Below are 24,808 nucleotides of genomic sequence, written 5' to 3'. Positions count from 1 at the left end.
TTTAGTAAAACTTCACACCTCCGTCACCTGCCGGAAACCTAGATTGACGCGTCCCGGGACACACCGGAGACAGCCCTCAATGCTCGAGTTTTCCAGTCAGGAGAGAAGCTGTGAAACACCCGATCCAACGGCCCGCCAGCCGCCGCCGCAACCACCTGGCAACGTCCATCACCCATATCCTTACCGGCGGCGCCCTGCTGCTCGCCGGGGCCGTGGCTTCCTCTTCTGCATTCGCGCAGGAACAGGCCACCAACCTTGACCGGATCACCGTCACCGGTTCGAACATCCCGCGCACCAACACCGAAACACCGTCGCCGGTGCAGGTCGTGACCCGCCAGGAAATCGATCGCACCGGCAAGACCACGGTGGCCGAGTACCTGCAGACCCTGACCGCTGACGGTTCCGGTTCGATCCCGAAGACCTTCGGCAACGGCTTCGCCGGTGGTGGCGCAGGCATTTCGCTGCGCGGCCTCGGTGCCGGCTCCACGCTGGTGCTGTTGAACGGCCGCCGCATGGCGACCTATGGCCTGGCCGATGACGGCCAGAAGGTGTTCACCGACCTCAGCACCATTCCCCTCGACGCCGTCGAGCGCGTGGAAGTGCTGAAGGATGGCGCCTCGGCGATCTATGGCTCCGATGCCATCGCCGGCGTGGTCAACATCATCCTGCGCAGCGACTTCCAGGGCGGCATCCTGCGTGCCTCCTACGGCACCTCCGGTGATGGCGACGGCAATGCCAAAAAGGCCACCCTGACCGCCGGTACCGGCGATCTGGCCACCGATGGCTGGAATGCGTTCTTCAGCCTGGATGTCGGCAAGACCGACGCGATCAAGATCAGCGACCGCAAGAACCGCAAGTGGATCGGCACCGGCGACATCCGTCCGTGGGGCTATGGCAACAATGCCCAGTTCCTGGGTGGCGCCTACCTCAATAACCGCACCAGCGGCGGTGTCGGTCCGAACGGCTCGGTGTTCGACGACCGCGTTCCGCCGGGCACCTCCGCGCAGCTGGTTCCGCTGCCGGGTTGCCAGGGCCTGACCACCATCGGTGGCCAGACCGACGCTTCAGTGGCTGCCCAGGGCTGCCTGTGGGATCCGAACCAGCAGTACCGCGACCTCACCCCTGAAGAGAAGTACGTCAACGTGTTCGGCCGTGCCAGTTTCGCCTTCGGCGAAGGCGGCGAGGTCTACACCGAGATCGGCTACTCGAAGAAGGAAACCACCTTCAGCAACACCCCGTCCGGCGTGTCCGGCAGCTGGGGCTACCCGGAAGGTCCGCGCAATGCCAGCAGCGGTCCGGGTGCTGTGGTGCTGTCGCCGACCCACCCGGACAACCCGATCCAGGGCCAGGCCTCGCGCCTGCGCTATTCGGCATGGGATGTCGGTCCGCGCGTGACCAACAACACCAACGAGTTCAACCGCTTGCTGGTGGGCGTGAAGGGCAACTGGGGTGACTGGAGCTACGACACCGCCTACCTGCACTCGGGCACCGACCTGACCAACAAGCGCACCGGCTTCCTGCGTTACAGCGCTGTGCAGTGTGCGTTGGGCAACCCGAACTGCGCCGGCGGCGTGTGGCGCATCGGCGACAACGCCAACCTCAACTCTCAGGCGCTGTACGACTACATCTCGCCGCAGATCAGCGCACGCGCCAAGTCCAGCCTGGACATGTTCGACTTCACCATCTCGCGCAGCCTGATGGACCTGAAGGGCGGCCCGCTGGGCCTGGCCTTCGGTACCGAGTGGCGCAAGACCAGCAACAGCCTGACCCCGCAGACCTACACCGACCAGGGTGACATCATCGGCTTGGGCTATTCGGCCTATGACGGCACCCAGAACGTGTATGCCGGCTACGTCGAGCTGTCCGCGCCAGTGCTGGAGCAGTTGGAACTGTCGGCCGCCATGCGCTACGACAAGTACGAAAGCGGTGAAGGCAAGGCCACGCCGAAGCTGGGCGTGAAGTGGACCCCGGCAGACTGGATCGCCCTGCGCGCCAGCTACGCCGAAGGCTTCCGCGCGCCGAACCCGGCCGAGAACGGTGACGGTGGCCTGGCTGCCTTCTCCAACGCCCGCGATCCGGTGCGTTGCGCCGCCAGCCCGGCTGCCGATGTCGGCACCAACTGCAGCTCGCGGCCGGTGGCGATCATCACCCGTCCGAACAAGGACCTGAAGCCGGAAGAGTCCAAGAGCTACTCGGTCGGCATCGTGCTGCAGCCGACCTCCAGCACCTCGCTGACCGTCGATGCGTGGCAGATCAAGCGCACCAACGAAATCGCCCAGGGCGCCACCGCTGATGCCATCGCCGCCGGCAACGTGCTGCGTGACATCGACCTGATCAACGGCATTGCTGGCACCGGCAGCATCCTGGCGGTCAACACCGCGTACATCAACGCGGCCTCCACCCGCGTGCGCGGTATCGACACTGATATCCGCCAGACCTTCGACATCGGTCCGGGCCAGCTGGAGATGGACCTGCAGTGGAGCCACGTGCTCAAGTTCGAGCGCACCGACGCTGACGTCACCGTCGACTACGCCGGTACCCACGGCAACTGCGACGTGACCAACTGCATCGGCACGCCGAAGGACCGCATCAACTTCGGCACCACCTGGAAGCAGGGCAACTGGAGCGTCAGCGGCGTTGCCAACTACATCTCGAAGATGGACAACAAGGACTTCCGTGGTCCGGACGGCTCGTACCAGTTCTCCTATGCCGACGGTACCGACGTCACCAAGATCTCCTCGTTCACCACCTTCGACCTGTCCGGCCGCTGGAACATCACCGAAGCCTTCGAGCTGAACGCCTCGGTGGCCAACGTGTTTGATCGCATCGCTCCGCTCGATCCGACCACCTACGGTGGCGTGAACTACAACCCGCTGCACTTCAGCGGTGCCATTGGTCGCTACTTCACCGTCGGCGCCAAGTACACCTTCAAGTAATCCTGCTGCAGCGTCACCCGCAAAGGCCCGGGCTCACGCCCGGGCCTTTGCTTTTCTACACACCCGTCAGCGTCCATCATGGGTGCACCTTCTCCTGCGACAGGCGCGATGCCCTCCTCCACTCAACGCCTTGGCCTGGCCGCACTGACCGCGCTGGTGGTTGGTTCGATGGTGGGCGCCGGCATCTTCTCGCTGCCGCAGAACGTGGCGCGCAGCGCCGGCCCGGCCGCCGCGCTGATCGGCTGGGCGGTGAGCGGTGCCGGCATGCTGATGCTTGCCTTCGTGTTCCAGGCCCTGGCCAATCGTCGCCCCGACCTGGACACCGGCATCTATGCGTATGCGCGCGAAGGCTTCGGCAACTACATCGGTTTCTCCGCCGCGTGGGGCTACTGGGTCGCTTCGGTACTCGGCAACGCCAGTTTCTTCGTACTGATCTTCAGCGGTCTCGGCCACTTCGCACCGGTGTTCGGCGAAGGCAATACACCGGCCGCCATCGCCGCATCGTCGCTGCTGCTGTGGACCGTGCACCTGCTGGTACTGCGCGGCCTGCATACCGCGGCGATCATCAATGGCCTGGTCACCGTGGCCAAGCTGGTGCCGATCGCGCTGTTCCTGGTCCTGGCGGCCGGTGCGTTCCGCATGGACGTCTTCCGCGCCGACTTCTTCGGCGCTCCCGCGCTGGGCGACATGGGCCAGCAGCTGCGCGGGATGATGCTGGTCACCGTGTGGGTGTTCATCGGCATCGAAGGTGCCAGCATCTATTCGCGGCGCGCGGCACGACGCGCCGATGTCGGCCGCGCCACCGTGATCGGCTTCATCGGCGTGTGGCTGCTGCTGGTGCTGGTCAGCCTGCTGTCGATGGGCGTGCTGTCGCAGGCCGAACTGGCCGGCCTGCCCAATCCCTCGATGGCCTATGTGCTGCGCGCGATCGTTGGCGAATGGGGTGCGACGGTGATCATCATCGGCTCGATCATCTCGGTGCTGGGCGCGCTGCTGGCGTGGGTGCTGCTGTGCGCCGAAGTGCTGTTTGCCGCCGCTGGCGATGGCACGATGCCGGCCTTTCTCGGCCGCGAGAACGCGCGCGGCGTGCCCGCCAATGCGCTGTGGTTGAGTAATGGCCTGATCCAGTTGTTCCTGCTGCTGGTGCTGTTCAATTCGGGCAGCTACACCAGCCTGGTGCTGCTGGCGGCGTCGATGAGCCTGGTGCCGTACTTTCTGTCCAGCGCATTCGGCGTGAAGCTGGCCTGGCAGGGCGAGGCATACGCCAGCGCGGCCGGCGCCCGCTGGCGCGACTTCATCGTCGCGCTGCTGGCCAGCGCCTATGCGCTGTGGCTGGTGTATGCCGGTGGCCTGGACAACCTGCTGCTGTCGGTACTGCTGTATGTGCCGGGCGTAGTGCTGTACGCGTTGACTCGACGCCAGCGCGGCGAGCGGGTGTTCACGCGCTGGGAATGGGTGCTGTTCGGCGCGATCCTGGTGGTGGCGATCGCTACGCTGGTGGCGTTCGCCCGTGGCGCGCTGACCTTGTAAGGCCGAGCCACACCCGACGCTAGTGCTTCGTCAGCATGCCGATGTCATGCATCCAGCGTTCTGCCAGGCTGGGCCATGCCGACACCGGCGCATCCTTCAGGCGCAGGCCGAACGCGTGGCCGCCGTGCGCGAACAGATGCATTTCAACCGGCACGCCGGCCCCGATCAGTGCGCGGTGATAGACCAATGCGTGACGGACATCGTCCATCGGGTCATCGGCGGCCTGCACGATGAACGTCGGCGGCGCCTTTGCATCGACCACGATGTCTTTTTCCAGCGAATCATCCTTGCGTACCCAGAGATGCCCTGGATACAGCAGCATCGCGAAATCCGGCCGGCTGGACTGCACATCGGCCGCATCCAGCGGTGCATAGCTGCGCTGCGCATGCGTGCTCAACCCGGCCACCACATGGCCGCCGGCCGAGAAGCCGATCACGCCCAACCGTTGTGGATCGATCTTCCAGCGCGCGGCCTGCGCACGCAGCAGGCCCATTGCCCGCTGCGCATCCTGCAAGGCCATCGGCACGGCCGGAATGTCGCGGCAGTTGCATTCGCGATCCCAGTTCGGTCCCGACGCCGGTACGCGATACTTCAGCAGTGCGCAGGTGACGCCCTGCGCGGTCAGCCAATCGCAGATCTCGCTGCCTTCCAGGTCGATCGCCAGCACGTTGTAGCCACCACCCGGTATCACCATCACTGCCGTGCCGTTGGGCGAGCCTTTCGCCGGGAACACGCTGAGCGTGGGCACGGCCACGTTCTGCAACATCATCCAGCGCTCGCCACTGGCCTTGGACACGGTTTCGCTGACCTGCTCGCGGCCTTTCAGCTTCGGTGGCGCCATCACCTGCCCATCCGGCCACAGAGGGAGTTCGGTGGTACCGGCTGGCGGGTGCCAGGTGACAGGCGCGGCGGCCGATGCGGTAAATGGCAGCAGGACCATCAGCAGGCGAAATGCAAAGCGAGCGCGCATCGTCAACATCCACGTGATGGACCTGCAGTGTAGAGTCGAGTCCGCTCGAAAGATCGCGCGCGATGCATCCACGCATGGCGTGGATCCACCGCCGCACGCGACTGCACGGCGCGACACCACAAAAAAGGCCTGCATCTTGCGATGCAGGCCTCTTGAATGTGGCGCCCGAAGTTGGACTCGAACCAACGACCCCCTGATTAACAGTCAAGTGCTCTAACCGGCTGAGCTATTCGGGCAGACCGCCAGTATAACGACTCTTCACGCGCGATGGTAGGGGTGATTGGCCAACATCGCAGCAGCGCGATACAACTGCTCGGCCACCACCAGCCGCACCAGCATGTGCGGCAGCGTCAGCGGGCCGATCGACCACTTTTCGTCGGCCAGCGCAGACACTTCCGGCGAATGCCCTTCCGGGCCACCGATCAGGAACGCCAGGTCCCTGCCCTGTCCACGCCAGTGCTCCAGGCGCTGCGCCAGCTGTTCGGAACTGAGCTGGCGGCCCGGTACGTCCAGTGCAACGACATAGGCATTCTTCGGCAACGCAGCGATCACCCGCTTGCCCTCGTCCTCGGTGGCGCGACGTGCGTCGCGCCCTTTGCCACGCAGGCCGGGCTCGATCTCCACCAGCTCGAACGGCAGCCAGTGCGAGAGCCGCTTCTGGTACTCGGCGAACCCCTGCGCCACCCAACTGGGCGCGCGTTCGCCGGTGGCGATCAGGCGGGCTTTCATCAACATTCCTCCAAAACGTCGACGGCGCCATCGGCGCCGTCGAAAACTGCATCAACGAATGGCTCAGGCCACTTCGTCGTCATCGTAGGACGGCGGCTGGTCGCCAACGGTCCACAGGCGCTCGAGCGCGTAGAACTCGCGCACGCGCGGCAGCATCACGTGCACGATGACGTCGCCCAGGTCGACCAGCACCCATTCGGCTTCACGCTCGCCTTCAACACCCAGCGGCATGACGTCGATGTTCTTGGCGAAGCGCACGACTTCGTCGGCGATGGACTTCACATGGCGGGTCGAAGTACCCGATACGACCACCATGTAGTCGGCGACGCTGGACTTGCCGCGTACGTCGATCTCGACCGGGTCCTTGGCCTTCAGGTCTTCGGTGGCTTGACGGACGCTGGCCAGCAGTTCCGGCACGGAGGGCGGCGGGCTGGGCAGATCGACCTTGATGGTCTGGGGCTGGGTCTGGTTGCTCAAAGCGGGTCGACTCGATAAACGTGGGGGCGATTATACGGGCACAGCGCGGCAACCGTATTCACGAGGTGGCGGGGCGGTACAGGCCATGGCCAGAAACGTAGTCGGCCACCGCCGGTGCCAGCATGGCCCGCCAGGGGCCGCCCGCGGCGATCTGGGCGCGCACGGCACTGGCCGATTCCACCCGCAGCGGGTGGTGCAGGCGCAGGATGCGGCCGGCCGGGCTGGTGAACAGGGCCTGCTCGTTGTCGGCCCAGCGCCCCTCGGTGGCCTGACCCAGCGCGCCGTCGACACTGGCCCGCAGCGGGCTGCCGGGCCGCTCGGCAACGATGAAATGGGCCAGACCGAAAAGCGCCTGCCACTCGTGCCAGCTGGGCAGGCCCAGCAGGCTGTCGGCCCCCACCAGCCACGCCAGCGGGCGGCTGGGGCCAAGTTCGGCCCGCAATTCGCGCAGGGTATCGACGGTATAGGAAGGTCGGCCAGGGAAGCGCTCGGCCCGATCCAGCTCATGACGGTCCAGCAGCAGGCCCGGTTCATCGCCGATGGCCAGGCCGAGCATGGTGCAGCGTTGCTCGGCGGTCGCGCCCGGTACCGCGCGATGCGGCGGGTCGGCGGCAGGCAGCATGCGCACCGCCACCTGCAGTTCATCGCGCGCGGCGCGCGCGATTGCCAGATGGCCCAGATGCACCGGGTCGAAGGTGCCCCCGTAATAGATCCGAAGGCTCATGGATCAGGCCCGGGCGAGCAGGCGCACCGCACGCGCTTCGGCCACCGCCACCAGCAGGCGCTCAAGCGCAAGCCAGGCATCGCCGTCTGCGCGGCCCTTGGCGATGCGGTCAACCAGCCCTGCTTCGGCCACGAAACGCTCCCAGCGCTTGCCTTCCGGGTGCCGCTGCAGCGCGCGCTTGTAGGGCGCCTGCCGCGATTCCCAGATACCGCGGGATTTCATCTCCGCCGCTAGATTGCCGCCACGTGCCTGTACCCGTGCCAGGCCGGCACCGGCCAACAGCTCGCGGATCACGATCGGCATCAGCGCGGCCACGGCCTCGCCTTCGCCGCGCAACCCGGCCAGCATCCTCAGTACCGCCTGGGGCTGGCCGGAGAAGGTGGCTTCCACCAGCCGGAACACGTCGTAGCGGGCAGCATCGGCCACCAGCGACTCCATCCGTTCCACGTCCAGGGTCTGGCCGTCGGCCAGCAATACGAGCTTGTCGATCTCCTGCGCAGCCGCCAGCAGGTTGCCTTCCACGCGTTCGGCCAAGCGCTGCACGGCCGCCGGTTCGGCGCGCAGGCCCCTGCTGCGCAGGCGCCGTTCGATCCAGTCCGACAGCTCATGCGGCTTGATGGCCCAGGCCACCGACAGCACGCCGACGCGGTTCACCGCCTCGGCCCATTTGCCCTGGTGGGCCTTGCTCCATTCGTTGGCGGTGATCATCAGGATCACGTCCGGCGCCGGGTTGGCGCAGAACCGGCTGATCACCTCACCGCCGTCCTTGCCCGGCTTGCCGCTGGGCAGGCGCACTTCCACCAGGCGGCGGGCACTGAACAGGCTGGGGGCATTGAAGCTGGCGTCGAGCTGGTTCCAGTCGAAATCACGGCCATCGGCATCGAACACTTCGCGCTCGTCGATGCCGGCCGCACGTGCACGGGCACGCACGGCATCAGCTGCCTCCAGCACACGCAGCGTTTCCGGACCGGCGATCAGGTAGACCGGCGCCAGCGCCGTGTCAGCGCCCTGCCCGGCCAGCTGTTCCGGTCGCAGTTCCATCAGGCGCCCGGCTCAGTGCTGGACGGCGGGTGCGGGCTCGACCGGATCGTGCTCGACCGGTTTCGGCGCCGACAGGCTGCCGCCCTTTTCCAGTTCGGCGCGGACCACGCTGTCGATGCGGCGGATGATCGAGGCCGACATTTCCCGGCGCAGTTCATCGGCCAGGATCTCGCGCTCGGTGGTGGTACCGGTGGCGTCGGTCGGCGGCGACACGTAGTCGCGCGACAGTTCGATCACCTGCTGCGGCACCAGCTCGCTGCCGTCTTCGCGGCGGAAGATGAAGATCACCGCATAGCGCAGGCTGTATTCCTGCGCGCGGCCCTGCGAGTCGATCGCGATGGGCAGGTCGCCCCAGCGTTCGGACAGCACCTGCAGCTGGGCATTGGGGCCCTCGCTGTCCTCATCGGCCAAGCGCGCACCGGATGCCAGCAGGCTGCGGTTCAACAGCTTGACCAACTCGCTGTAGGGCGCGGTGGAGACCACCTTCACCGGCGCCGTGTCGGTCGGCAGCATCAGCTTGTTGCGCAGGTGGAAACCGCAGCCGGCGAGGCCGAGGACGAGAACGAGGGCAAGCAGGATTCGGGTCATGGAGACAGTCTGGCGGAGCCGGGCGATCACGGCAACAGACAGGGTGCCCGAGGCCGCGTGAACGCAGGGCCATCGGCCGGGCGTGCCCGGCGTGGCGACAACGCACCGACCGCCACGATGGCGGCCGGTGCCAGGTACATCAGGCAGCGACGATGTTCACGATCTTGCCGGGGACGATGATGATCTTGCGCACCGTCAGGCCTTCCAGGAACTTGGCCGCGTTCGGCTCGGCCAGCGCCAGCGCTTCAACCTGTTCGCGCGCGGCATCGGCGGCGACCTCGATCGTGCCGCGCAGCTTGCCATTGACCTGCACGGCCAGGGTCAGCGCGTCGCGAACCAGCGCACTGCTGTCGGCCTGCGGGAACGGCTGGTCTTCCAGCAGCGTTTCGCCATGGCCCAGCACCTGCCACAGGGCGTGGCTGGCGTGCGGGGTGATCGGGTTGAGCAGCAGCACGATGGCCTGCAGCGCTTCCTGGCGCACGGCGCGCCCCTGCTCGCTGCCATCCTCGAACTTGGCCAGCGCGTTCATCAGCTCCATCACCGCGGCAATGGCGGTGTTGAAGCTGTGACGACGGCCGTAGTCGTCACCGACCTTGCCGATGGTCTCGTGGGTCTTGCGGCGCAGGGCCTTCTGGCTGGCATCCAGTGCAGCCGCGTCCAGCGCCGGTGCGGCGCCGTCGGCAGCGTGCTTCTGCACCTGTGCCCACAGGCGGCGCAGGAAACGGGCCATGCCGTCCACGCCGGCTTCGTTCCATTCCAGCGACTGTTCCGGCGGTGCAGCGAACATCGAGAACAGGCGCACGGTGTCGGCGCCGTACTTGCCGACCATCGCCTGCGGGTCCACGCCGTTGTTCTTCGACTTGGACATCTTCTCGGTACCACCGACCACTACCGGCTGACCATCGGCGATCAGGGTGGCGCCGGTGATGCGGCCGCGCTCGTCGCGCTGTACTTCCACATCGGCCGGGTTGATCCAGTCCTTCGAGCCGTCCGGGTTCGGGCGGTAGTAGGTCTCGGCGATCACCATGCCCTGGCACAGCAGGTTCCGCGCCGGCTCGTTGCTGTCCACCATCCGCGCGTCGCGCAGCAGCTTGTGGTAGAAGCGGAAATACATCAAGTGCAGGATCGCGTGCTCGATGCCACCGATGTACTGGTCCACCGGCAGCCAGTAGTTGCCACGCTTGTCGACCGCATCGCGGGCGCCCGGCGAGGTGTAGCGGGCGTAGTACCAGCTCGACTCCATGAAGGTGTCGAAGGTGTCGGTCTCACGCTCGGCCGCGCCGCCGCAGTCCGGGCAGGTGGTCTTGCGCCATTCCGGATCGGCCTTGATCGGCGAACCGGTGCCGACGAAGTTGACGTCTTCAGGCAGCACCACCGGCAGCTGGTCTTCCGGCACCGGCACCGCGCCACACTTGTCGCAGTAGATCACCGGGATCGGGCAACCCCAGTAGCGCTGGCGGCTCACGCCCCAGTCGCGCAGACGGTAGTTCACCCGGCGCTGGCCCTGGGCCTTGCGCTCGAAACGCTCGGCCAGCGCTTCGAAGGCGCCCTGGAAGTCCAGGCCGTCGAACTCGTCGGAGTTGACCAGTTCGGTCTCGCGGGTCTTGTCGCCGTACCAGTCCTGCCAGCGCGTCGCGTCGTAGGCGCTCTCGTCCTTGCGCAGCGACTTCAGCGCGATGACCTGGCGGATCGGCAGGTTGTACTTGTTGGCGAATTCATTGTCGCGCTGGTCGTGGCCCGGTACGGCCATCACCGCGCCGGTGCCATAGCCCATCAGCACGAAGTTGGCGACCCACACCGGCACCTGGGCGCCAGTAACCGGATGCACGGCGCGCAGGCCGGTATCCATGCCGCGCTTTTCCTGGGTCTCCAGCTCGGCCTCGGACACGCCGCCCTGCTTCATTTCCGACAGCAGCGCAGCCAGTTCCGGATTGTTCTTCGCGGCATGCAGCGCCAGCGGGTGTTCGCCGGCGATCGACACGAAGGTCACGCCCATCACGGTATCCGGGCGGGTGGTGAACACGCGCAGCGGATCCAGTGCGGCGCCATCGACGTCGCGCACATCGAACTGGATTTCCAGGCCTTCGGAACGACCGATCCAGTTGCGCTGCATGGTCTTGACCGAGTCCGGCCAGCCGTCCAGTTCATCCAGGCCGTCCAGCAGTTCCTGGGCGTAGTCGGTGATGCGCAGGAACCACTGCGGGATCTCACGCTTTTCCACCAACGCGCCGGAGCGCCAGCCACGGCCGTCGATGACCTGTTCGTTGGCCAGCACGGTCTGGTCGACCGGGTCCCAGTTCACCACCGCGTTGCGGCGGTAGGCCAGGCCCTTGCGCATCAGGCGGGTGAACATGCGCTGCTCGTGGACGTAATAGTCCGGGCGGCAGGTGGCGAACTCGCGCGACCAGTCGATGGCATAGCCCAGCGACTTCAGCTGGCTGCGCATGTGGTCGATGTTCTTGTAGGTCCAGGCGGCCGGCGCGGTCTTGTTCTTGATCGCGGCGTTTTCCGCTGGCAGGCCGAACGCGTCCCAGCCCATCGGCTGCAGGACGTTGTGGCCGGTCATGCGCTTGTAGCGGCTGATCACGTCGCCGATCGTGTAGTTGCGCACGTGGCCCATGTGCAGCGCACCGGACGGATACGGAAGCATCGACAGGCAGTAGTACTTCGGCTTGTCCGAGGCTTCATCGACCTCGAAGGCACGGGTAGCATCCCAGTACTGCTGGGCGGCGGATTCAACCTGCTGCGGATCGTAAACGTTGGGTTCGACGCTGGTCATGTAACACGCGGTTGCGGCGGCAAAGCGGTACAGCGTACCGCAGTGCGGCAAATGGCTCCAATCCTGCCTGCCGGACGGGCGCGCGGCGCGGCTGCGGGAAGCGTCTCAGCGCCCGCGCGACAGAGGCAGGGCCAGGGCCAGCCAGAGCGCCCAGCAGGCAAAGGCCAACCGCTGCGCCAGCGCCGCCGGCAGTACCCCCGGCAGGCCGAACGCCAGCAGGCCGGCACCGATTCCGCAGGCCAGCGTCAGCAGGCCCAGCCTGCGCCCGCCGGAATGCCGCAGCCGTGCCGCGCCCAGCATCACGCTGCCGGCGACAAAGGCCAGTGCCCAGACCATCCACACGCTGGCGTGCAGCTTGCTGGCAGGGCCCTGCATGCCCATCTGGTCTTCAAAATCCAGCGGCAGCAGGCCCATCGCGATGAAGGCGAGACCGGCCAGCAGCAGCATCTGGCTGCCCACGCGTGCCGTCCATGCGGCGTCCACCGGCAGCTGCCGGCGCAGGCGCTCGGCCACGACCACCGCCAGTGCACCCGGCAGCACCAGGCCCAGCAGGTTGAAGCCCAGCGCATGGGGGATGCCGTGCGCGCCCAGCCAGGTCACCGGATGCATCGCCTGCGAATAGTCCGGCAGGGCCGCACCGAAGCCGGCCACCGACAGCACGAACAGGGCTGCGGCGAGCATGCCTACCCAACGATCCAGCCGAACCACGGACATTGCAGCCACTCTTCAGGAGAACATCAGGCCATTGTCACGGCAGCCGGCACCTGCGCCAAGCCGTCCGCGATTTCATGGTGGGCGTGACCGCAGGGTTGAGACCGGCAAGGTTCGTCACCATAGAATCGGTCTCCAGATGCCGAACGATGCCCCATGACCGAGACGACCTACGTATTCGATGCCACCACTGCCACCTTCGAGGCGGAAGTGCTGCAGAAGTCGCTGCAGACGCCGGTCCTGGTGGATTTCTGGGCGACCTGGTGCGAGCCGTGCAAGACCCTCGGCCCGATGCTGGAGAAGCTGGCCGGCGAATACAACGGCGCGTTCGAGCTGGCCAAGGTCGACGTGGACAAGGAACAGCAGATCGCGGCGGCCTTCCAGATCCGTTCGGTGCCCACCGTGTTCCTGGTCAAGGGTGGGCAGCTGGTGGACGGCTTCCCCGGCGCCCTGCCGGAAGGCCAGCTGCGCGAATTCCTGGCCCAGCACGGCGTTGTGCCGGCTGATGTCGGCGACACCATCGCCGAAGACGAAGCGCCGCTGGACCCGCAGGCGCAGGTCGACGTGCTGCGCGCGCAGATCGCCGCCGAGCCGGACAAGGATGAGCTGAAGCTCGACCTGGCCCTGGCGCTGCTGCAGGTCGGCGGCGTGGACGAGGCCGCTACCCTGATCGATGCCCTGCCCGCCAACCTGGCCACCGATGACCGCGCCGTGCGTGGCCGCGCCCGGCTCTCCTTCGCCGCCGCGCTGAAGGATGCCCCGCCCGCCGAGGAGCTGGATGCGCGCATCGCCGCCGACGGCAAGGATCTGCAGGCACGCCACCTGCGGGGTGTGCAGCTGCTGCTGGCCGGCGAGGACGAAGCTGCGCTGGAACAGTTCCTGGAGATGCTGCGGATCGACCGCAGTTTCCAGGAAGGACTGCCGCGCAAGGCCCTGATCGATGCGTTCAACGTCATCGCCGATGAAGACCTGGTCGGCCGTTCGCGGCGCCGGATGGCCTCCCTGCTGTTCTGAACGGCACCGGCATCGTTCAGAATCCCTGCACTGAACGCGGGCAATAATGCCCGCGATGGTGGCCCCCAGGGCCGCCACGATCCGTTCGGGGGGATGAGGTCGGGGCCATGGGGTCTTGCTGCTGCGCCCCCGCTTTGCCGGGACAGCTATCCGTGACCGTTGGCCGCTCGTCGTCTTTCATCAAGTATTTCCTGCGCACACTGCTGTGTGCCCTCTGCCTGTGGCCGGCGCTCGCCGGCGCGCAGGACTGGAACTACCGGGTCCGCCCCGGCGATACCCTGTGGGATCTCGGCGCGGCCTACCTCAAGCCCAGCATCGGCTGGCAGCAGCTGCAGCAGCACAACCGCATCGACAACCCGTACCGGCTGCCGCCGGGTGAACTGCTGCGCTTCCCGATCGGCTGGCTGCGCGTTGAGCCCGCCCCGGCGCGGGTACTGGCCGTGCGTGGGCAGGTTGAACTGAGCGCGGCCGATGGCAGCAGCAGCCGCGCCGTGCGCGCAGGCGAACAGCTGCACATCGGCGACGCGATCCAGACCAAGGCCGATTCCAGCATCACCCTTGAGTTCGCCGATGCGTCGCGCTTGCAGCTGCGCGAATACTCACGCCTGCGCCTGGACCAGCTCAGCCGCTATGGCCGCACCGGCATGGTCGATACCCGCCTGCGCCTGCAGCAGGGGCGCGCCAGCAACCGGGTCACCCCTGCGCGCGGGCCGGCCTCGCGCTACATCATCGATGCCCCTACGGCCACCAGCAGCGTGCGCGGCACCGTGTTCCGGGTCAGCGCCGGCGATGATGCCCATGCCGGTGCCACTGAGGTACTGGAGGGCAAAGTGCAGGTCGGCAACCCGCATGGCCAGCGTCTGGTGCACCCCGGCCAAGCCAGCCGCAGCGCCGGCAGCGGAACGGCGCCCGAAGCGGTTTCCGGTTTGCTGCCGGCACCGCGCCTGCGTGCCGATGCGACCCGTCTGGGGGCCCTGCCGGCCCAGCTCGCGTGGGAGCCGGTGACCGGCGCCGATCACTACCGTGTGGAAGTCGTGCAGGCCGCCACCCCGGAAATCCTGTTGTTTGCCGCCGACACCGCCGACACCCGGCTGCTGATCGGCGAGCTGCCGCCAGGAACGCTGCGCCTGCTGCTGCGGGCGGTGGATGCACAGGGTGTGGAAGGCCTGGATGCCAGCGAGGATTTCGTCCTCGACGACCAGCCGCCTCCGCCGCTGACCATTTCCCCGCTGCAGGGACAGGCGGTCAACAGCGACCGTCCCCGCTTCCACTGGAGCCAGGCGCCCGGGGCCAGCAGCAGCGTGCTGCAGGTGGCCGACGAGCCGCAGTTCCTGCAGCCGCTGCGCGAGCAGAGCACCGGCGGCACCGACCTGCGCCTGGGCCAGCCGCTGCCTCCCGGCCAGTACTACTGGCGGGTCGCTTCGCGTGATGACCAGGGCCACCAGGGTCGCTACGGCCAGGCACTGACGCTGCAACTGACCGATGAACCGGTAGACCCGGCACTGCAGCCGCCCGAAGCCACCGATGGCGAGCTGACCCTGCGCTGGCAGGCGGGAAGCGACGGGCAGCGCTACCGCGTGCAGGTCGATCGCCGCGGCGACTTCAGCGCGCCGCTGCTCGATACTACCGTCGACCAACCGCAGGTCAGTTTCAAGCGCCCGTGGCGCGGCACGCTGCACATCCGCGTGCAGTACATCGATGACGACGGCCATGCTGGCCCGTTCTCGCCCGCCCAGCAGGTCAAGCTGCCGTGTCGCCTGTGCTACGGCGCCAGCGGTGGTGCCCTGCTGCTGTGGCTGTTGCTGTGAGGCGCTCGCCGCTGCCGTGGTCGCGACGGATCCTGCTGGCCCTGCTGGCGGGCGTAGCGACGGCGGTGGTCAGCCATGGCCAGTGGCTGTGGCGGCAGGACGAAAGCGCGTACGACCTGATGGTCGGCAGCTGGGATTACCGCCCCGACCCCAGCGTGCTGATCGTGGCCATCGACGAAGGCAGCCTGCAGCGGCTGGGCCAGTGGCCGTGGCCGCGCTCGATGCATGCCCGCCTGCTGGACCGCTTGACCGACGCCGGTGCCGAGCGCGTCGCGCTGGACCTCATGCTGTCCGAGCCCGACCGTCGCGATGCGCGCCAGGATGCCGAGCTGGCAGCGGCGATCCGTCGCAACGGCCGTGTGGTGCTGCCGGTGCTGGCCGCGCCGGCCGCCGGCGACCGCATGGCCGAGGAGATGCTGCCGATCCCGCTGATTGCCGCCAGCGCTGCCGCCATCGGCCACAGCGACGTTGAAGTCGACGGCGATGGTGTCGCCCGCGGGGCCTACCTGCACGCCGGCATCGGCCAAGCGCACTGGCCGGCACTCGGCCTGGCGTTGACCGGCCTGCCGCCGCAACGCGCACAGGGCCTGCCCGACCCCGACCCGGCGCTGGACTCGCCCTATCAATGGCGCCGCAATGATTACGTACGCGTGCGTTATGCCGGGCCACCGGAACGCTTGCCGCAGGTGTCCTACGCCGATGTGCTGGAAGGGCGCGTGGATGCCTCGATGCTGCGTGGCAGGCGCATCGTGGTGGGCATGACGGCCAGCGGCATCGCCCTCCGCCTGTTGACCCCCACCACCCGCGAATACTGGATGAGCGGCAGCGAGTACCAGGCCAACATCGCCTCGATGCTGCTGCAGGACAAGCAGATCAACGTGTTGCCCCGCGCCTGGCAGGACGCCCTGGCCGGCCTGCTGGTGGCCATGTGCGTGCTGCTGCTCGGGCTGCGCCTGCCCTGGGTAGTTGCGCTGTGCTCGCTGCCGGCCGCGCCGCTGCTGAGCTGGCTGCTGCTGCGCACCGGCAGCCTCTGGTGGGCGCCGGCCAGCGCTCTGCTCGGCGTCGTGCTGGTGCTGACGGCGTGGGCGACCTGGCGCATCGCCTCCTGGCACCGCCAGGCCAACCGTGATGCGCTGACCGGACTGGGCAACCGCCTGCGCTTCGAACAGTCGCTGCAACAGGAATGCGATGCGGCACGCCGCAGTGGCAAGCCACTGACCCTGGCCCTGATCGACGTCGACCACTTCAAGCACCACAACGATCGTCATGGCCACCAGGTCGGCGATCGCGTGCTGTGCGAAGTGGCCCGCCTGATCCAGGCGCATGCCCGGCGCCCCCGTGACATGGCTGCCCGCTACGGCGGCGACGAGTTCGCACTGGTGTTGCCCGACACCCCGGTTGAAGGCGCGCGGCAGGTGATCGAAGACCTGATCTCCTGCATCCGCGCCCTGCCGCCGCCCGGCGATGGCAGCGACACAGGCGTCACCCTGACCATCGGCGTCTATACCCGTGTGCCTGACGGCGACCTGCAACCGCATCATTTCGTCGAAGGCGCCGACAACGCGCTGTACCGGGCCAAGGACAATGGCCGCGACGGCTACGTGATCGACGGCGGCACGCCCGGACCGTAACGCCCGGCAGGCCTGTCGGGGCGCTGCGGGCTACAACATACGCATGCGAATGGTTAGACTGGGCGCCCCGTCCCCTGCCCGGTTCCCGCATGAAAGCCAGCACGTTCCGCTTCGGCATCAACCTGTGGCCACCGTTCCTGTTCACCGGCATCCATGTCACCCGGATCACCCCGGACTACCGGCAGATCGACGTGGAACTGCGCCTGCGCCCCTGGAACCGCAACTACGTCGGCACCCACTTCGGTGGCAGCCTGTTTGCGATGACCGATCCGTTCTGGATGCTGGGCCTGATGCACACCCTGGGCCGCGACTATTACGTCTGGGATCGCGCCGGTGCGATCGATTTCCTCAAGCCCGGTCGTGGAACGGTGCGCACGTCTTTCCGCATCGACGATGCACTGCTGGATGAACTGCGCACGGCGGCGGCTGGTGGCGAAAAAGTGCTGCGCTGGTTCAGCAACGACGTGGTCGACGAAGCCGGCGAGGTGGTTGCGCAGGTACGCAAGCAGGTCTATGTGCGCCTGAAGCCACACGCACGGTAAAGCGGGCCGGCTGACGCCCGGCTATCCTCTGCAGCCCTGCCATGGAGGCTGCAATGCGCCTTTTCTTCCTTGCTGCGGCACTGACCGCCCTGCCCTTCGCCGCCACTGCACTGGACGTGCCGCCGGTGCGCTATCCCGCCGTGCCCGCGCACGCCGCCACGGCCGAGGGTTTCGTACCTGCCGGCTGGACGCTGGAATACAGGATCGAAGGCGACCTCGACCAGGACGGGCGCGCAGACCTCGCGCTGGTGCTGCGCCAGCAGGACCCGCGCAACATCATCGAGCACGATGGGTTTGGCCCTTCGCCGTATGACAGCAACCCGCGCATCCTCGCCATCGCCTTCGCGCGACCGTACGGTTACGTGCTGGCCGCGCAGAACCACACGCTCATTCCACGGCCGGACTCGCCCGTGCTCAGCGATGCGCTGGCCGAAGGCACCGGCGTGTCGATCCAGCGCGGCGCACTGCGGGTTGGGTTGTACTCGTTCTCCAGCGCGGGCAGCTGGTCGATGGGCACCACCACGTTCACGTTCCGCTGGCAGGAAGGCAACTTCGCGCTGATCGGCTACGACCGCGACACGATGATGCGCAATTCCGGGCAGACCGAGGGCCTCAGCGTGAACTACTCCACCGGCAAGGTGAAGCTGACCGAAGGCAGCATGCAGGACGACAAGGAACAGGTGCGCTGGCAGACCCTGCGTGACCGCAAGCACTGGACGCTGGACAGCGTCGGTGATGGCTGGGCGTTCAATCCGCTCGGCGACGGCAGCTGAGCGCGGGTCAATCCGCCCGCAACGGCATCGACAGATGCGGGCCTTCGCCTTCGCGCGCAGGTCCGCGCCGCAGCAGCTGCAGGTAGCGGCCATCGGCAGATACCTCGGGCGTGCGGGCGTGCGAACGCCATTGCGCCGGCAACCGCGCCAGCGCCTCGCCGGCGGGCCCGGGCTGCAGCCGCAGCCAGCGCTGCGCGCCGAGCAGGCGGATCATCGCCGCCGTATCCTGGCTGCGCGCCGCGTACGGCGCATAGTGCGGCCCGGCGATGTCGCTCAACGTGCATCCCAGCGGATTGGCCATGCAGCGCACATCCCATCCGAGTGGTGGCGACACAGGGAGCGGGACGTCGGCCGCCAGCGCCGTGGCGGCAGCAGGCCGGCATGCCCAGCCGAAATTGCCGGCGATCCGGGCCAGGGTGTGGTCGCGATCCAGCAGCAGACGGCTGCCTGCTGTCTGCGTGGACGCTTCCACCGCCGCCTTGTTCATCGCGAATTCGCCCTGCATCGCCTGGCACAGGCTCTGCTCGTTCGCGTCCAGTGGCTGCAGCGCCGCCTCGCAGGGGACGGGCAGCGCGTAATCCGGCGATTGCTCGACCAGCATCTCGCCAAGCAGTGCGGCATGGGTCCGCACCACGGCGGCGCCCATCATGCTGTCCACCAGCGTACTGCCGGTCCGCATCAACCGCCGACCAAACCGCACCGCGCTGCAGCTGCCCTCGATGGCACCGGCGACATCGCCCTGCAGATAGGCCAATGCCTGTGCACTGGCCCCATCCAGCAGCGGCGCGTAGGCCGGCAGAGGCAGCAGCTCGCTTCCGCTGGGCCTGAACGGGGAATCGAAGCGATCGTAGTCCGCCATCCGGGCCAGTCGCTCGTGCAGGTCGGCATGCCCCGCGTGGGCGTCAGCGAAGCGCTGCGGATCAGCGCGTACCTGGGCCAGGCAGCCGACCGGCCCGACTGCACAACGACCTGAGCGGCCCGGATTCAACGGTGCGTGCCTGGCGGCCAGCACCGACGCTTGCGACGCCTGCGCGGGCGCCGTCTGCCAGCGCTGCAGATCTTCGGCCAATGCCGCCTCACGCTGGGCCAGGTCCAGCCCATCGAAGGGCAGCGTCCACAGCAGGGCGAAGCCGTTCCTGCCCTCGCTGCGATGCGCGGCTTCAAGCAGGCGGACATCCTGCCGCTGGGCGGCCGACAACGGCCAGAACCTCGACAGCAGCCATGCCGCGATGGCGATCACCAGCAGACCCAGCATTGCCCAACCCAACCACCGCAGCATCCTCAACACAGCATCCCTTCCCTGCATGGCCAGCGCCGCCAACGGGCAGCGTAAACGAGCGGCCGCGACCGCTACAATGCGCGCATGTCGCTCGATGCCCCCGCCCTGGTTCCCCGTCCCTCCCTGCAGCGCCTGTTCCTGACCGGCCTGCTGACCCTGTTGCCGATCTGGCTGACCTGGGTGGTGGTCAAATTCGTGTTCGTGCTGCTGTCGGGCATCTCCAGCCCGCTGGTGGTGCCACTGTCCGAACAGATCGCGACCAGCTTCCCGCATTACCTCGGCTGGGTCCGCGCCGAATGGATCCAGAACACCATTGCCCTGCTGGCCACCCTGCTGGTGATCCTGGCGGTGGGCGTGGCCAGCCGCCGCGTGGTCGGCCAGCGCCTGCTGCGCTGGGTCGGCGCGGTCATCAAGCGCATTCCGCTGGCCAGCATCATCTATGACAGCGCCAAGAAGCTGCTGGACATGCTGCAGACCGAACCGGGCAGTACCCAGCGCGTGGTGCTGATCGACTTCCCGCACCGCGACATGAAGTCGGTGGGCCTGGTCACCCGGGTCATCAAGGAACAGGGCACCGACCGCGAACTGGCGGCCGTCTATGTGCCGACCACGCCGAACCCGACCTCGGGTTATCTGGAGATCGTGCCTGTCGAACTGCTCACCCCGACCGACTGGACGGTGGACCAGGCAATGAGCTTCATCATTTCCGGCGGTGCAGTGGCACCAGCCAGCGTTCCGTTCACCCGCGCCGGCGATCGTTCCGAATGAGCGAGGCGTCGCACGCGCGCCCGCTGCAGGACCGCGCGGTCCTGCTGTTCATCGTGCTGGCTGCGTTCTTCTGCGGCAACGCGGTGCTGGCCGAACTGATCGGGGTGAAGATCTTCGCCCTGGAAGACACCCTCGGCATCGACCCGCTGAACTGGAACCTGTTCGGCCAGACCGGCTCGTTGAGCTTCACCGCCGGCACGCTGCTGTGGCCGGTGGTGTTCATCATGACCGACACCATCAACGAATTCTTCGGCAAGCGCGGGGTGCGTTTCATCTCGTGGCTGGCGGTGGTGCTGATCGCCTACGGTTTCCTGTTCGCCTTCGCGGCGATCTCGCTGGCACCGGCCAGCTGGTGGGTGACCTCGATGGATGCCCACGGCGTGCCCGATTACCAGGCCGCGTTCGCGGCGGTGTTCGGACAGGGCATGTGGACCATCGCCGGTTCCCTGGTGGCGTTCCTGTTCGGCCAGTTGATCGACGTGGCGGTGTTCCACCGCATCCGCCAGGCAACCGGCGAGCGCCATGTATGGATGCGTGCAACGGGTTCCACCGCGGTCTCGCAGCTGGTGGACAGCTTCGTTGTGATCTGGATCGCCTTCGTGCTTGGCCCGCAGCACTGGCCGACATCGCTGTTCCTGGCAGTGAGCAGCGTCAACTACGTCTACAAGATGGGCTTTGCGATCGCCCTGATTCCGTTGCTGTACCTGATGCGGCGTGCAATCACCCGCTATCTGGGCGAACACCGCGCCGCCGACCTGCGCGCTGCGGCCGCGGCTGACTGAAGCCCCAGCGACGCGCAAGCTGACTGCGCCCCCACGCTGGCCGTACGCGCGCGGATCGTGCAAGCTCCACGGTCTGTGTTCCACGGAAGCTTCTTGATGCCGTATTCCCCCCGCGTCCTGGCCGCCGCCATCGCCGCGTTGTTCCTGTTCAGCGCCGTTCCGCCGGCCGAAGCAGCGAAGAAGAAGGGCAGCCGCCCCGCCGCCGCGCAGACCCGCCAGGCGGCCAAGCCGAAGGCCCGCGCCGGCACACGTGCCACCACGCCCGCCCGCGGCAGTTCGGCGCGCCGCGCCGCGCCGCGCCCGGTCGCCCCTGCCCGTGCGGTGCCCAAGCAGGTGCAGCTGGAGCGGCTGTACGAGGAATACTGGGATGCCTCCATGCGGTTGAACCCGCTGCAGGCCACCTTCCAGGGCGAGCCGCGCTACAACGACCAGCTGCCCAACATCCTTTCTGCCGCCTGGCGCCAGCAATCGCACGACTTCACTACCGAATGGCTGGGCAAGGTCGAGAAGATCGGCAGCGACGGCCTGCAGGGGCAGGACCTGCTCAGCTACGAGATCTTCGTGCGTGATGCCCGCGCTTCGCTGGCCGCCGAGCGTTATCCGAGCTGGATGATGCCGATCAGCCAGTACTACAACGTCGGCAGCATCATGGCCATCCTCGGCGCCGGTGCTGGCGCACAGCCGTTCAACACGGCCAAGGACTACGACACCTGGTCGCGACGCTCGCTGGGCATCCCCGACCTGTTCGAGCAGGCCATCGACAACATGCGCCAGGGCATGAAGGCCGGCGTGGTGCAGCCGCGCGACCTGATGGAAAAGGTACTGCCGCAGCTGGACGCGGTGATCAAGCCGACCGCCGAAGAGAGCATCTTCTGGTCGCCGATCCGGACCATGCCCGAGTCCATCTCCGCCGAAGACAAGGCGCGCATCAGCGCCGAGTACAAGCGCATGATCGAACTGCGCATCATGCCGGCCTACCGCGCCCTGCGTGGCTTCATCGCCACCGAATACCTGCCTGCCACGCGCAGCAGCAGCGGCCTTGGCGCACTTCCCGACGGCCAGGCCTGGTACGCCAACCTGATCGTGCAGACCACCGCCAGCCAGCAGACCGCCGCGCAGCTGCATGCGCTGGGCGAGCAGCGTGTGCAGGAGCTGCAGGCGCAGATCACCACGGTGATGCGCGACGGCAAGCTGCGCAGTTCGCAGGCCAAGCTGCTGCGCAGCATGCGCAACGACCGCCAGTTCCAGTACAGCGATGCCAACGCGCTGCTCAACCGTTACCGGCAGGTGCAGCAGCAGGTCGATGCACGCCTGCCGCAGGTACTGGACACCCTGCCGAAGGCGCCGCTGCAGATCCGTGCAGTGGAACCGGAGCGTGCCATGACCGCCGCCGCAGCCTCCTACCAGCCGTCGCCGCCGGGACAACCCGGCGTGCTGTTCGTCAACACCCGCGACTTGCCCAGCCGCAAGCGCTGGAACGTGCCGGTGCAGTACCTGCACGAAGCCATTCCCGGCCACCATGTGCAGCTGGGCCTGCAGCAGGAATTGACCAAGCTGCCGCGCTTCCGCCGCCTCGGCGGTGACCTTGCCTTCGTCGAAGGCTGGGGCCTGTATGCGGAAACCCTGGGCGACGAGCTCGGCGCGTACACCGATCCGTACGACCGCATCGGCTATCTGTATTCGCGCCTGCTGCGCGCCGCGCGCGTGGTCGCCGATACCGGCGTGCATGCGCAGGGCTGGAGCAAGCAGCAGGCCGTGACCTATCTGCAGAAAACCGTGGACATGAGTGCTGACGATGCCAACGCGGAAGTGGAACGGATCATGGCCCAGCCTGGCCAGGCGCTGTCCAACGTCGCCGGCCTGACCACGATCATCGCCCTGCGCGACAAGGCCAAGGCACGCCAGGGCGCTGCGTTCGACCTGCGCCGCTTCCATGCCGAAGTGCTGAAGGACGGTTCGATGCCGCTGGATGTACTGGACCACAAGATCGAACGCTGGCTGGCGCAGCCGGCCGCTGCAACGCCTGCGCCCGCGCCCTGACCGCCACGGAGCTGCCATGCGCCCTGCCGCCCTGCTGTGTGCCACGGTTCTCGCTCTGCTGCCGTCGATAGCGTTGGCAGCGGCACCGCTGGCACCTCCGGATGCAGGCATCGATGGACTGATGCAGGCCTACGACGGCCAGGTGCCGGGCGCAGCGGTGCTGGTGCTGCACGACGGGCAGCCGGTGTTCCGTCGCGGCTACGGCCTGGCCGTGGTTGAAGATGGCAGCGCAGTCACGCCGGCCAGCAACTTCCGCCTGGCCTCGGTCAGCAAGCAGTTCACCGCTGCGGCGGTGCTGTTGCTGGTCGAGGACGGCCGCCTGGAGCTGGACCAGCCCGCGCGGCGCTGGCTGCCGGAACTGCCGCCCGCTGCTGCCGGCATCACCCTGCGCCAGTTGCTGTCGCACACCAGCGGCCTGCTGGACTACGAAGACCTGATGGACCCTGCCGACACCCGGCAGGTGCACGACACCGATGTGCTGGCGCTGTTGGCCCGCGAAGATCGACTCGCCTTCGCACCCGGCAGCCAGTACCGCTACAGCAACAGCGGCTACGCACTGCTGGCGCTGATCGTCGGCCGCGCCGCCGGCAGCGACTTTGCCAGCTTCCTGCAGCAGCGCATTTTCCAGCCGCTGGGCATGGCGCATACCGTCGCCCACCAGGACGGGGTCGACCGGGTCGCGCAGCGTGCCTGTGGCTACAGCGAAGTTGACGGACGTTGGCAACGTACCGACCAGAGCACCACCAGCGCCGTGCTCGGCGATGGTGGCATCTACTCCTCGCTGGACGACCTCGCCCGCTGGGACGCGGCCCTGTACGACGACCGCCTGCTGTCGGCCGCATCACGCAAGGCCATGTTCAGCCCGGCCACCGCCACCACCGAAGCGGACGTACCGCACTACGGCTTCGGCTGGCGCCTGAACCGCCGCATGCACTGGCACAGTGGCGAGAGCATCGGCTTCCGCAACGTGATCCTGCGCTACCCGGACAAGCACCTGACAGTCATCGTGCTGAGCAACCGCAACGCACCCGAACCCTATCCGCTGGCGCTGAAGATCGCCCAGCGCTGGCTGGACACCCTGCAATGACCACCACGACCACCGGCCTGCTGGGCATCCACCATGCCGCACTGATCTGCAGCGACTACGCCCGCTCGAAAGACTTCTACGTGCGCGTGCTGGGCCTGCGCATACTGGCCGAGAACCACCGCGCGGCACGCGACTCGTGGAAACTGGACCTGGCCCTGCCCGATGGCGGCCAGCTGGAACTGTTCTCCTTCCCCTCGCCCCCCCCACGGCCCAGCCGCCCCGAAGCCCAGGGCCTGCGCCATCTCGCGTTCCGGGTAGCCGCGCTGGAACCCTTCGTCGAACGCCTGGCCCGCCACGGCGTGGAATGCGAACCGATCCGCGTGGACGAATACACCGGCCGCCGCTTCACCTTCTTCGCCGACCCCGACGACCTGCCACTGGAGCTGTACGAGACCGGCTGAGCGATTTTCAATCGACAAGCATTCATCAACGCATGACATGGATCTGCGTGTCGACCAAGGTCGACACCCACCAAGAGCAGGCAACGCCATTCCAACCGATCGCGGAACCTGTCGAAGGCGGGGTGGGTCCGGTTGCGGGGGTGTCCGCGGCATGGATGCCGCGGCCAAGCCCCCATGGATGGGTTTACGGCGTCCCCC

General features: G+C 67.4%; 21 protein-coding genes and 1 tRNA gene. 12 read left to right on the top strand and 10 right to left on the bottom strand.

Annotated elements, in window-relative coordinates; genetic code table 11:
• Positions 1-110: 110 nt before the first annotated feature.
• Together M2299_RS16815 and arcD are read left to right on the top strand one after the other, a co-directional pair.
• Positions 111-2,936 carry a TonB-dependent receptor gene (locus M2299_RS16815; protein WP_025879291.1) on the top strand — a complete coding sequence of 942 codons (2,826 nt, stop codon included), beginning with the start codon at positions 111-113 and terminating at the stop codon, positions 2,934-2,936.
• A gap of 108 nt (positions 2,937-3,044) precedes the next feature.
• Complete coding sequence (gene arcD / locus M2299_RS16810; RefSeq protein WP_280884714.1) at positions 3,045-4,466, top strand: arginine-ornithine antiporter; 1,422 nt, start codon at positions 3,045-3,047, stop codon at positions 4,464-4,466.
• Between the two features lie 19 nt (positions 4,467-4,485).
• Here arcD and M2299_RS16805 read toward each other — a convergent pair whose 3' ends face one another.
• The 9 genes from M2299_RS16805 to M2299_RS16765 form a co-directional block, all read right to left on the bottom strand.
• Complete coding sequence (locus M2299_RS16805; protein WP_280884713.1) at positions 4,486-5,436, bottom strand: alpha/beta hydrolase; 951 nt, start codon at positions 5,434-5,436, stop codon at positions 4,486-4,488.
• A 159-nt stretch (positions 5,437-5,595) separates the two neighbouring features.
• Positions 5,596-5,672, bottom strand: a tRNA-Asn gene (locus M2299_RS16800).
• A 22-nt stretch (positions 5,673-5,694) separates the two neighbouring features.
• Positions 5,695-6,165 carry a 23S rRNA (pseudouridine(1915)-N(3))-methyltransferase RlmH gene (rlmH, locus tag M2299_RS16795; RefSeq protein ID WP_025879294.1) on the bottom strand — a complete coding sequence of 157 codons (471 nt, stop codon included), beginning with the start codon at positions 6,163-6,165 and terminating at the stop codon, positions 5,695-5,697.
• Between the two features lie 63 nt (positions 6,166-6,228).
• A complete protein-coding gene (gene rsfS / locus M2299_RS16790; RefSeq protein ID WP_025879295.1) occupies positions 6,229-6,642 on the bottom strand; it encodes a ribosome silencing factor in 414 nt (137 codons plus the stop codon).
• A 58-nt stretch (positions 6,643-6,700) separates the two neighbouring features.
• Positions 6,701-7,366: a nicotinate-nucleotide adenylyltransferase gene (gene nadD, locus M2299_RS16785; protein ID WP_025879296.1), complete on the bottom strand. Its 666-nt coding sequence runs from the start codon at positions 7,364-7,366 to the stop codon at positions 6,701-6,703.
• A gap of 3 nt (positions 7,367-7,369) precedes the next feature.
• Positions 7,370-8,407, bottom strand: coding sequence for a DNA polymerase III subunit delta (gene holA / locus M2299_RS16780; protein WP_059064761.1), 1,038 nt, complete (start codon positions 8,405-8,407; stop codon positions 7,370-7,372).
• Between the two features lie 12 nt (positions 8,408-8,419).
• Complete coding sequence (gene lptE / locus M2299_RS16775; protein ID WP_033831702.1) at positions 8,420-8,995, bottom strand: LPS assembly lipoprotein LptE; 576 nt, start codon at positions 8,993-8,995, stop codon at positions 8,420-8,422.
• Between the two features lie 139 nt (positions 8,996-9,134).
• A complete protein-coding gene (leuS, locus tag M2299_RS16770) occupies positions 9,135-11,774 on the bottom strand; it encodes a leucine--tRNA ligase (RefSeq protein WP_025879299.1) in 2,640 nt (879 codons plus the stop codon).
• Positions 11,775-11,879: 105 nt separating this feature from the next.
• Complete coding sequence (locus M2299_RS16765; protein WP_033831703.1) at positions 11,880-12,488, bottom strand: DUF998 domain-containing protein; 609 nt, start codon at positions 12,486-12,488, stop codon at positions 11,880-11,882.
• Positions 12,489-12,641: 153 nt separating this feature from the next.
• On the opposite strand from M2299_RS16765, the gene trxA reads away from it, so the two are divergent.
• The 5 genes from trxA (at position 12,642) to M2299_RS16740 (ending at position 18,253) form a co-directional block, all read left to right on the top strand.
• Entirely contained in the window at positions 12,642-13,499 is an 858-nt protein-coding gene (gene trxA, locus M2299_RS16760; protein WP_032975060.1) for a thioredoxin, read from the top strand.
• Positions 13,500-13,606: 107 nt separating this feature from the next.
• On the top strand, positions 13,607-15,307 hold the full coding sequence (locus M2299_RS16755; RefSeq protein ID WP_100436739.1) for a FecR domain-containing protein: 1,701 nt from the start codon (positions 13,607-13,609) through the stop codon (positions 15,305-15,307).
• Positions 15,304-16,938 carry a CHASE2 domain-containing protein gene (locus M2299_RS16750; protein WP_033831706.1) on the top strand — a complete coding sequence of 545 codons (1,635 nt, stop codon included), beginning with the start codon at positions 15,304-15,306 and terminating at the stop codon, positions 16,936-16,938. The genes M2299_RS16755 and M2299_RS16750 overlap by 4 nt, the downstream gene beginning before the upstream one ends.
• 89 nt (positions 16,939-17,027) lie before the next feature.
• Entirely contained in the window at positions 17,028-17,480 is a 453-nt protein-coding gene (locus M2299_RS16745; protein WP_032975063.1) for a DUF4442 domain-containing protein, read from the top strand.
• Between the two features lie 53 nt (positions 17,481-17,533).
• Positions 17,534-18,253, top strand: coding sequence for a hypothetical protein (locus M2299_RS16740; RefSeq protein WP_280884712.1), 720 nt, complete (start codon positions 17,534-17,536; stop codon positions 18,251-18,253).
• Positions 18,254-18,260: 7 nt separating this feature from the next.
• Here the strand turns inward: M2299_RS16740 and M2299_RS16735 are convergent, their stop codons facing one another.
• Positions 18,261-19,532: a hypothetical protein gene (locus M2299_RS16735; RefSeq protein ID WP_280884711.1), complete on the bottom strand. Its 1,272-nt coding sequence runs from the start codon at positions 19,530-19,532 to the stop codon at positions 18,261-18,263.
• Positions 19,533-19,616: 84 nt separating this feature from the next.
• On the opposite strand from M2299_RS16735, the gene M2299_RS16730 reads away from it, so the two are divergent.
• The 5 genes from M2299_RS16730 (at position 19,617) to M2299_RS16710 (ending at position 24,610) form a co-directional block, all read left to right on the top strand.
• Positions 19,617-20,300, top strand: coding sequence for a DUF502 domain-containing protein (locus M2299_RS16730; RefSeq protein ID WP_032975065.1), 684 nt, complete (start codon positions 19,617-19,619; stop codon positions 20,298-20,300).
• Positions 20,297-21,082: a queuosine precursor transporter gene (locus M2299_RS16725; RefSeq protein WP_280884710.1), complete on the top strand. Its 786-nt coding sequence runs from the start codon at positions 20,297-20,299 to the stop codon at positions 21,080-21,082. Before M2299_RS16730 ends, M2299_RS16725 begins: the two co-directional genes overlap by 4 nt.
• A 96-nt stretch (positions 21,083-21,178) precedes the next feature.
• Positions 21,179-23,122, top strand: coding sequence for a DUF885 family protein (locus M2299_RS16720; protein WP_280884709.1), 1,944 nt, complete (start codon positions 21,179-21,181; stop codon positions 23,120-23,122).
• A gap of 16 nt (positions 23,123-23,138) precedes the next feature.
• A complete protein-coding gene (locus M2299_RS16715) occupies positions 23,139-24,209 on the top strand; it encodes a serine hydrolase domain-containing protein (protein WP_280884708.1) in 1,071 nt (356 codons plus the stop codon).
• On the top strand, positions 24,206-24,610 hold the full coding sequence (locus M2299_RS16710; protein ID WP_100436743.1) for a VOC family protein: 405 nt from the start codon (positions 24,206-24,208) through the stop codon (positions 24,608-24,610). Before M2299_RS16715 ends, M2299_RS16710 begins: the two co-directional genes overlap by 4 nt.
• The last annotated feature ends 198 nt before the right edge of the window (positions 24,611-24,808 follow it).

It is taken from the genome of Stenotrophomonas sp. 1278, from assembly GCF_029892765.1.
Classification (GTDB): Bacteria; Pseudomonadota; Gammaproteobacteria; order Xanthomonadales; family Xanthomonadaceae; genus Stenotrophomonas; species Stenotrophomonas indicatrix.
Note: the sequence above shows the minus strand (reverse complement) of the source record. Positions and strands in the feature narration are given on the sequence as shown.

Coding starts and splice junctions, on each gene's coding strand:
- M2299_RS16720 (WP_280884709.1), top strand. CDS start 21,179: ATGCCGTATTCCCCCCGCGTCCTGGCCGCCGCCATCGCCGCGTTGTTC.
- trxA (WP_032975060.1), top strand. CDS start 12,642: ATGACCGAGACGACCTACGTATTCGATGCCACCACTGCCACCTTCGAG.
- M2299_RS16740 (WP_280884712.1), top strand. CDS start 17,534: ATGCGCCTTTTCTTCCTTGCTGCGGCACTGACCGCCCTGCCCTTCGCC.
- M2299_RS16730 (WP_032975065.1), top strand. CDS start 19,617: ATGTCGCTCGATGCCCCCGCCCTGGTTCCCCGTCCCTCCCTGCAGCGC.
- holA (WP_059064761.1), bottom strand. CDS start 8,407: ATGGAACTGCGACCGGAACAGCTGGCCGGGCAGGGCGCTGACACGGCG.
- M2299_RS16725 (WP_280884710.1), top strand. CDS start 20,297: ATGAGCGAGGCGTCGCACGCGCGCCCGCTGCAGGACCGCGCGGTCCTG.
- M2299_RS16755 (WP_100436739.1), top strand. CDS start 13,607: ATGGGGTCTTGCTGCTGCGCCCCCGCTTTGCCGGGACAGCTATCCGTG.
- M2299_RS16745 (WP_032975063.1), top strand. CDS start 17,028: ATGAAAGCCAGCACGTTCCGCTTCGGCATCAACCTGTGGCCACCGTTC.
- arcD (WP_280884714.1), top strand. CDS start 3,045: ATGCCCTCCTCCACTCAACGCCTTGGCCTGGCCGCACTGACCGCGCTG.
- M2299_RS16715 (WP_280884708.1), top strand. CDS start 23,139: ATGCGCCCTGCCGCCCTGCTGTGTGCCACGGTTCTCGCTCTGCTGCCG.
- M2299_RS16710 (WP_100436743.1), top strand. CDS start 24,206: ATGACCACCACGACCACCGGCCTGCTGGGCATCCACCATGCCGCACTG.
- M2299_RS16765 (WP_033831703.1), bottom strand. CDS start 12,488: ATGTCCGTGGTTCGGCTGGATCGTTGGGTAGGCATGCTCGCCGCAGCC.
- rlmH (WP_025879294.1), bottom strand. CDS start 6,165: ATGAAAGCCCGCCTGATCGCCACCGGCGAACGCGCGCCCAGTTGGGTG.
- nadD (WP_025879296.1), bottom strand. CDS start 7,366: ATGAGCCTTCGGATCTATTACGGGGGCACCTTCGACCCGGTGCATCTG.
- M2299_RS16735 (WP_280884711.1), bottom strand. CDS start 19,532: ATGCTGCGGTGGTTGGGTTGGGCAATGCTGGGTCTGCTGGTGATCGCC.
- lptE (WP_033831702.1), bottom strand. CDS start 8,995: ATGACCCGAATCCTGCTTGCCCTCGTTCTCGTCCTCGGCCTCGCCGGC.
- leuS (WP_025879299.1), bottom strand. CDS start 11,774: ATGACCAGCGTCGAACCCAACGTTTACGATCCGCAGCAGGTTGAATCC.
- M2299_RS16805 (WP_280884713.1), bottom strand. CDS start 5,436: ATGCGCGCTCGCTTTGCATTTCGCCTGCTGATGGTCCTGCTGCCATTT.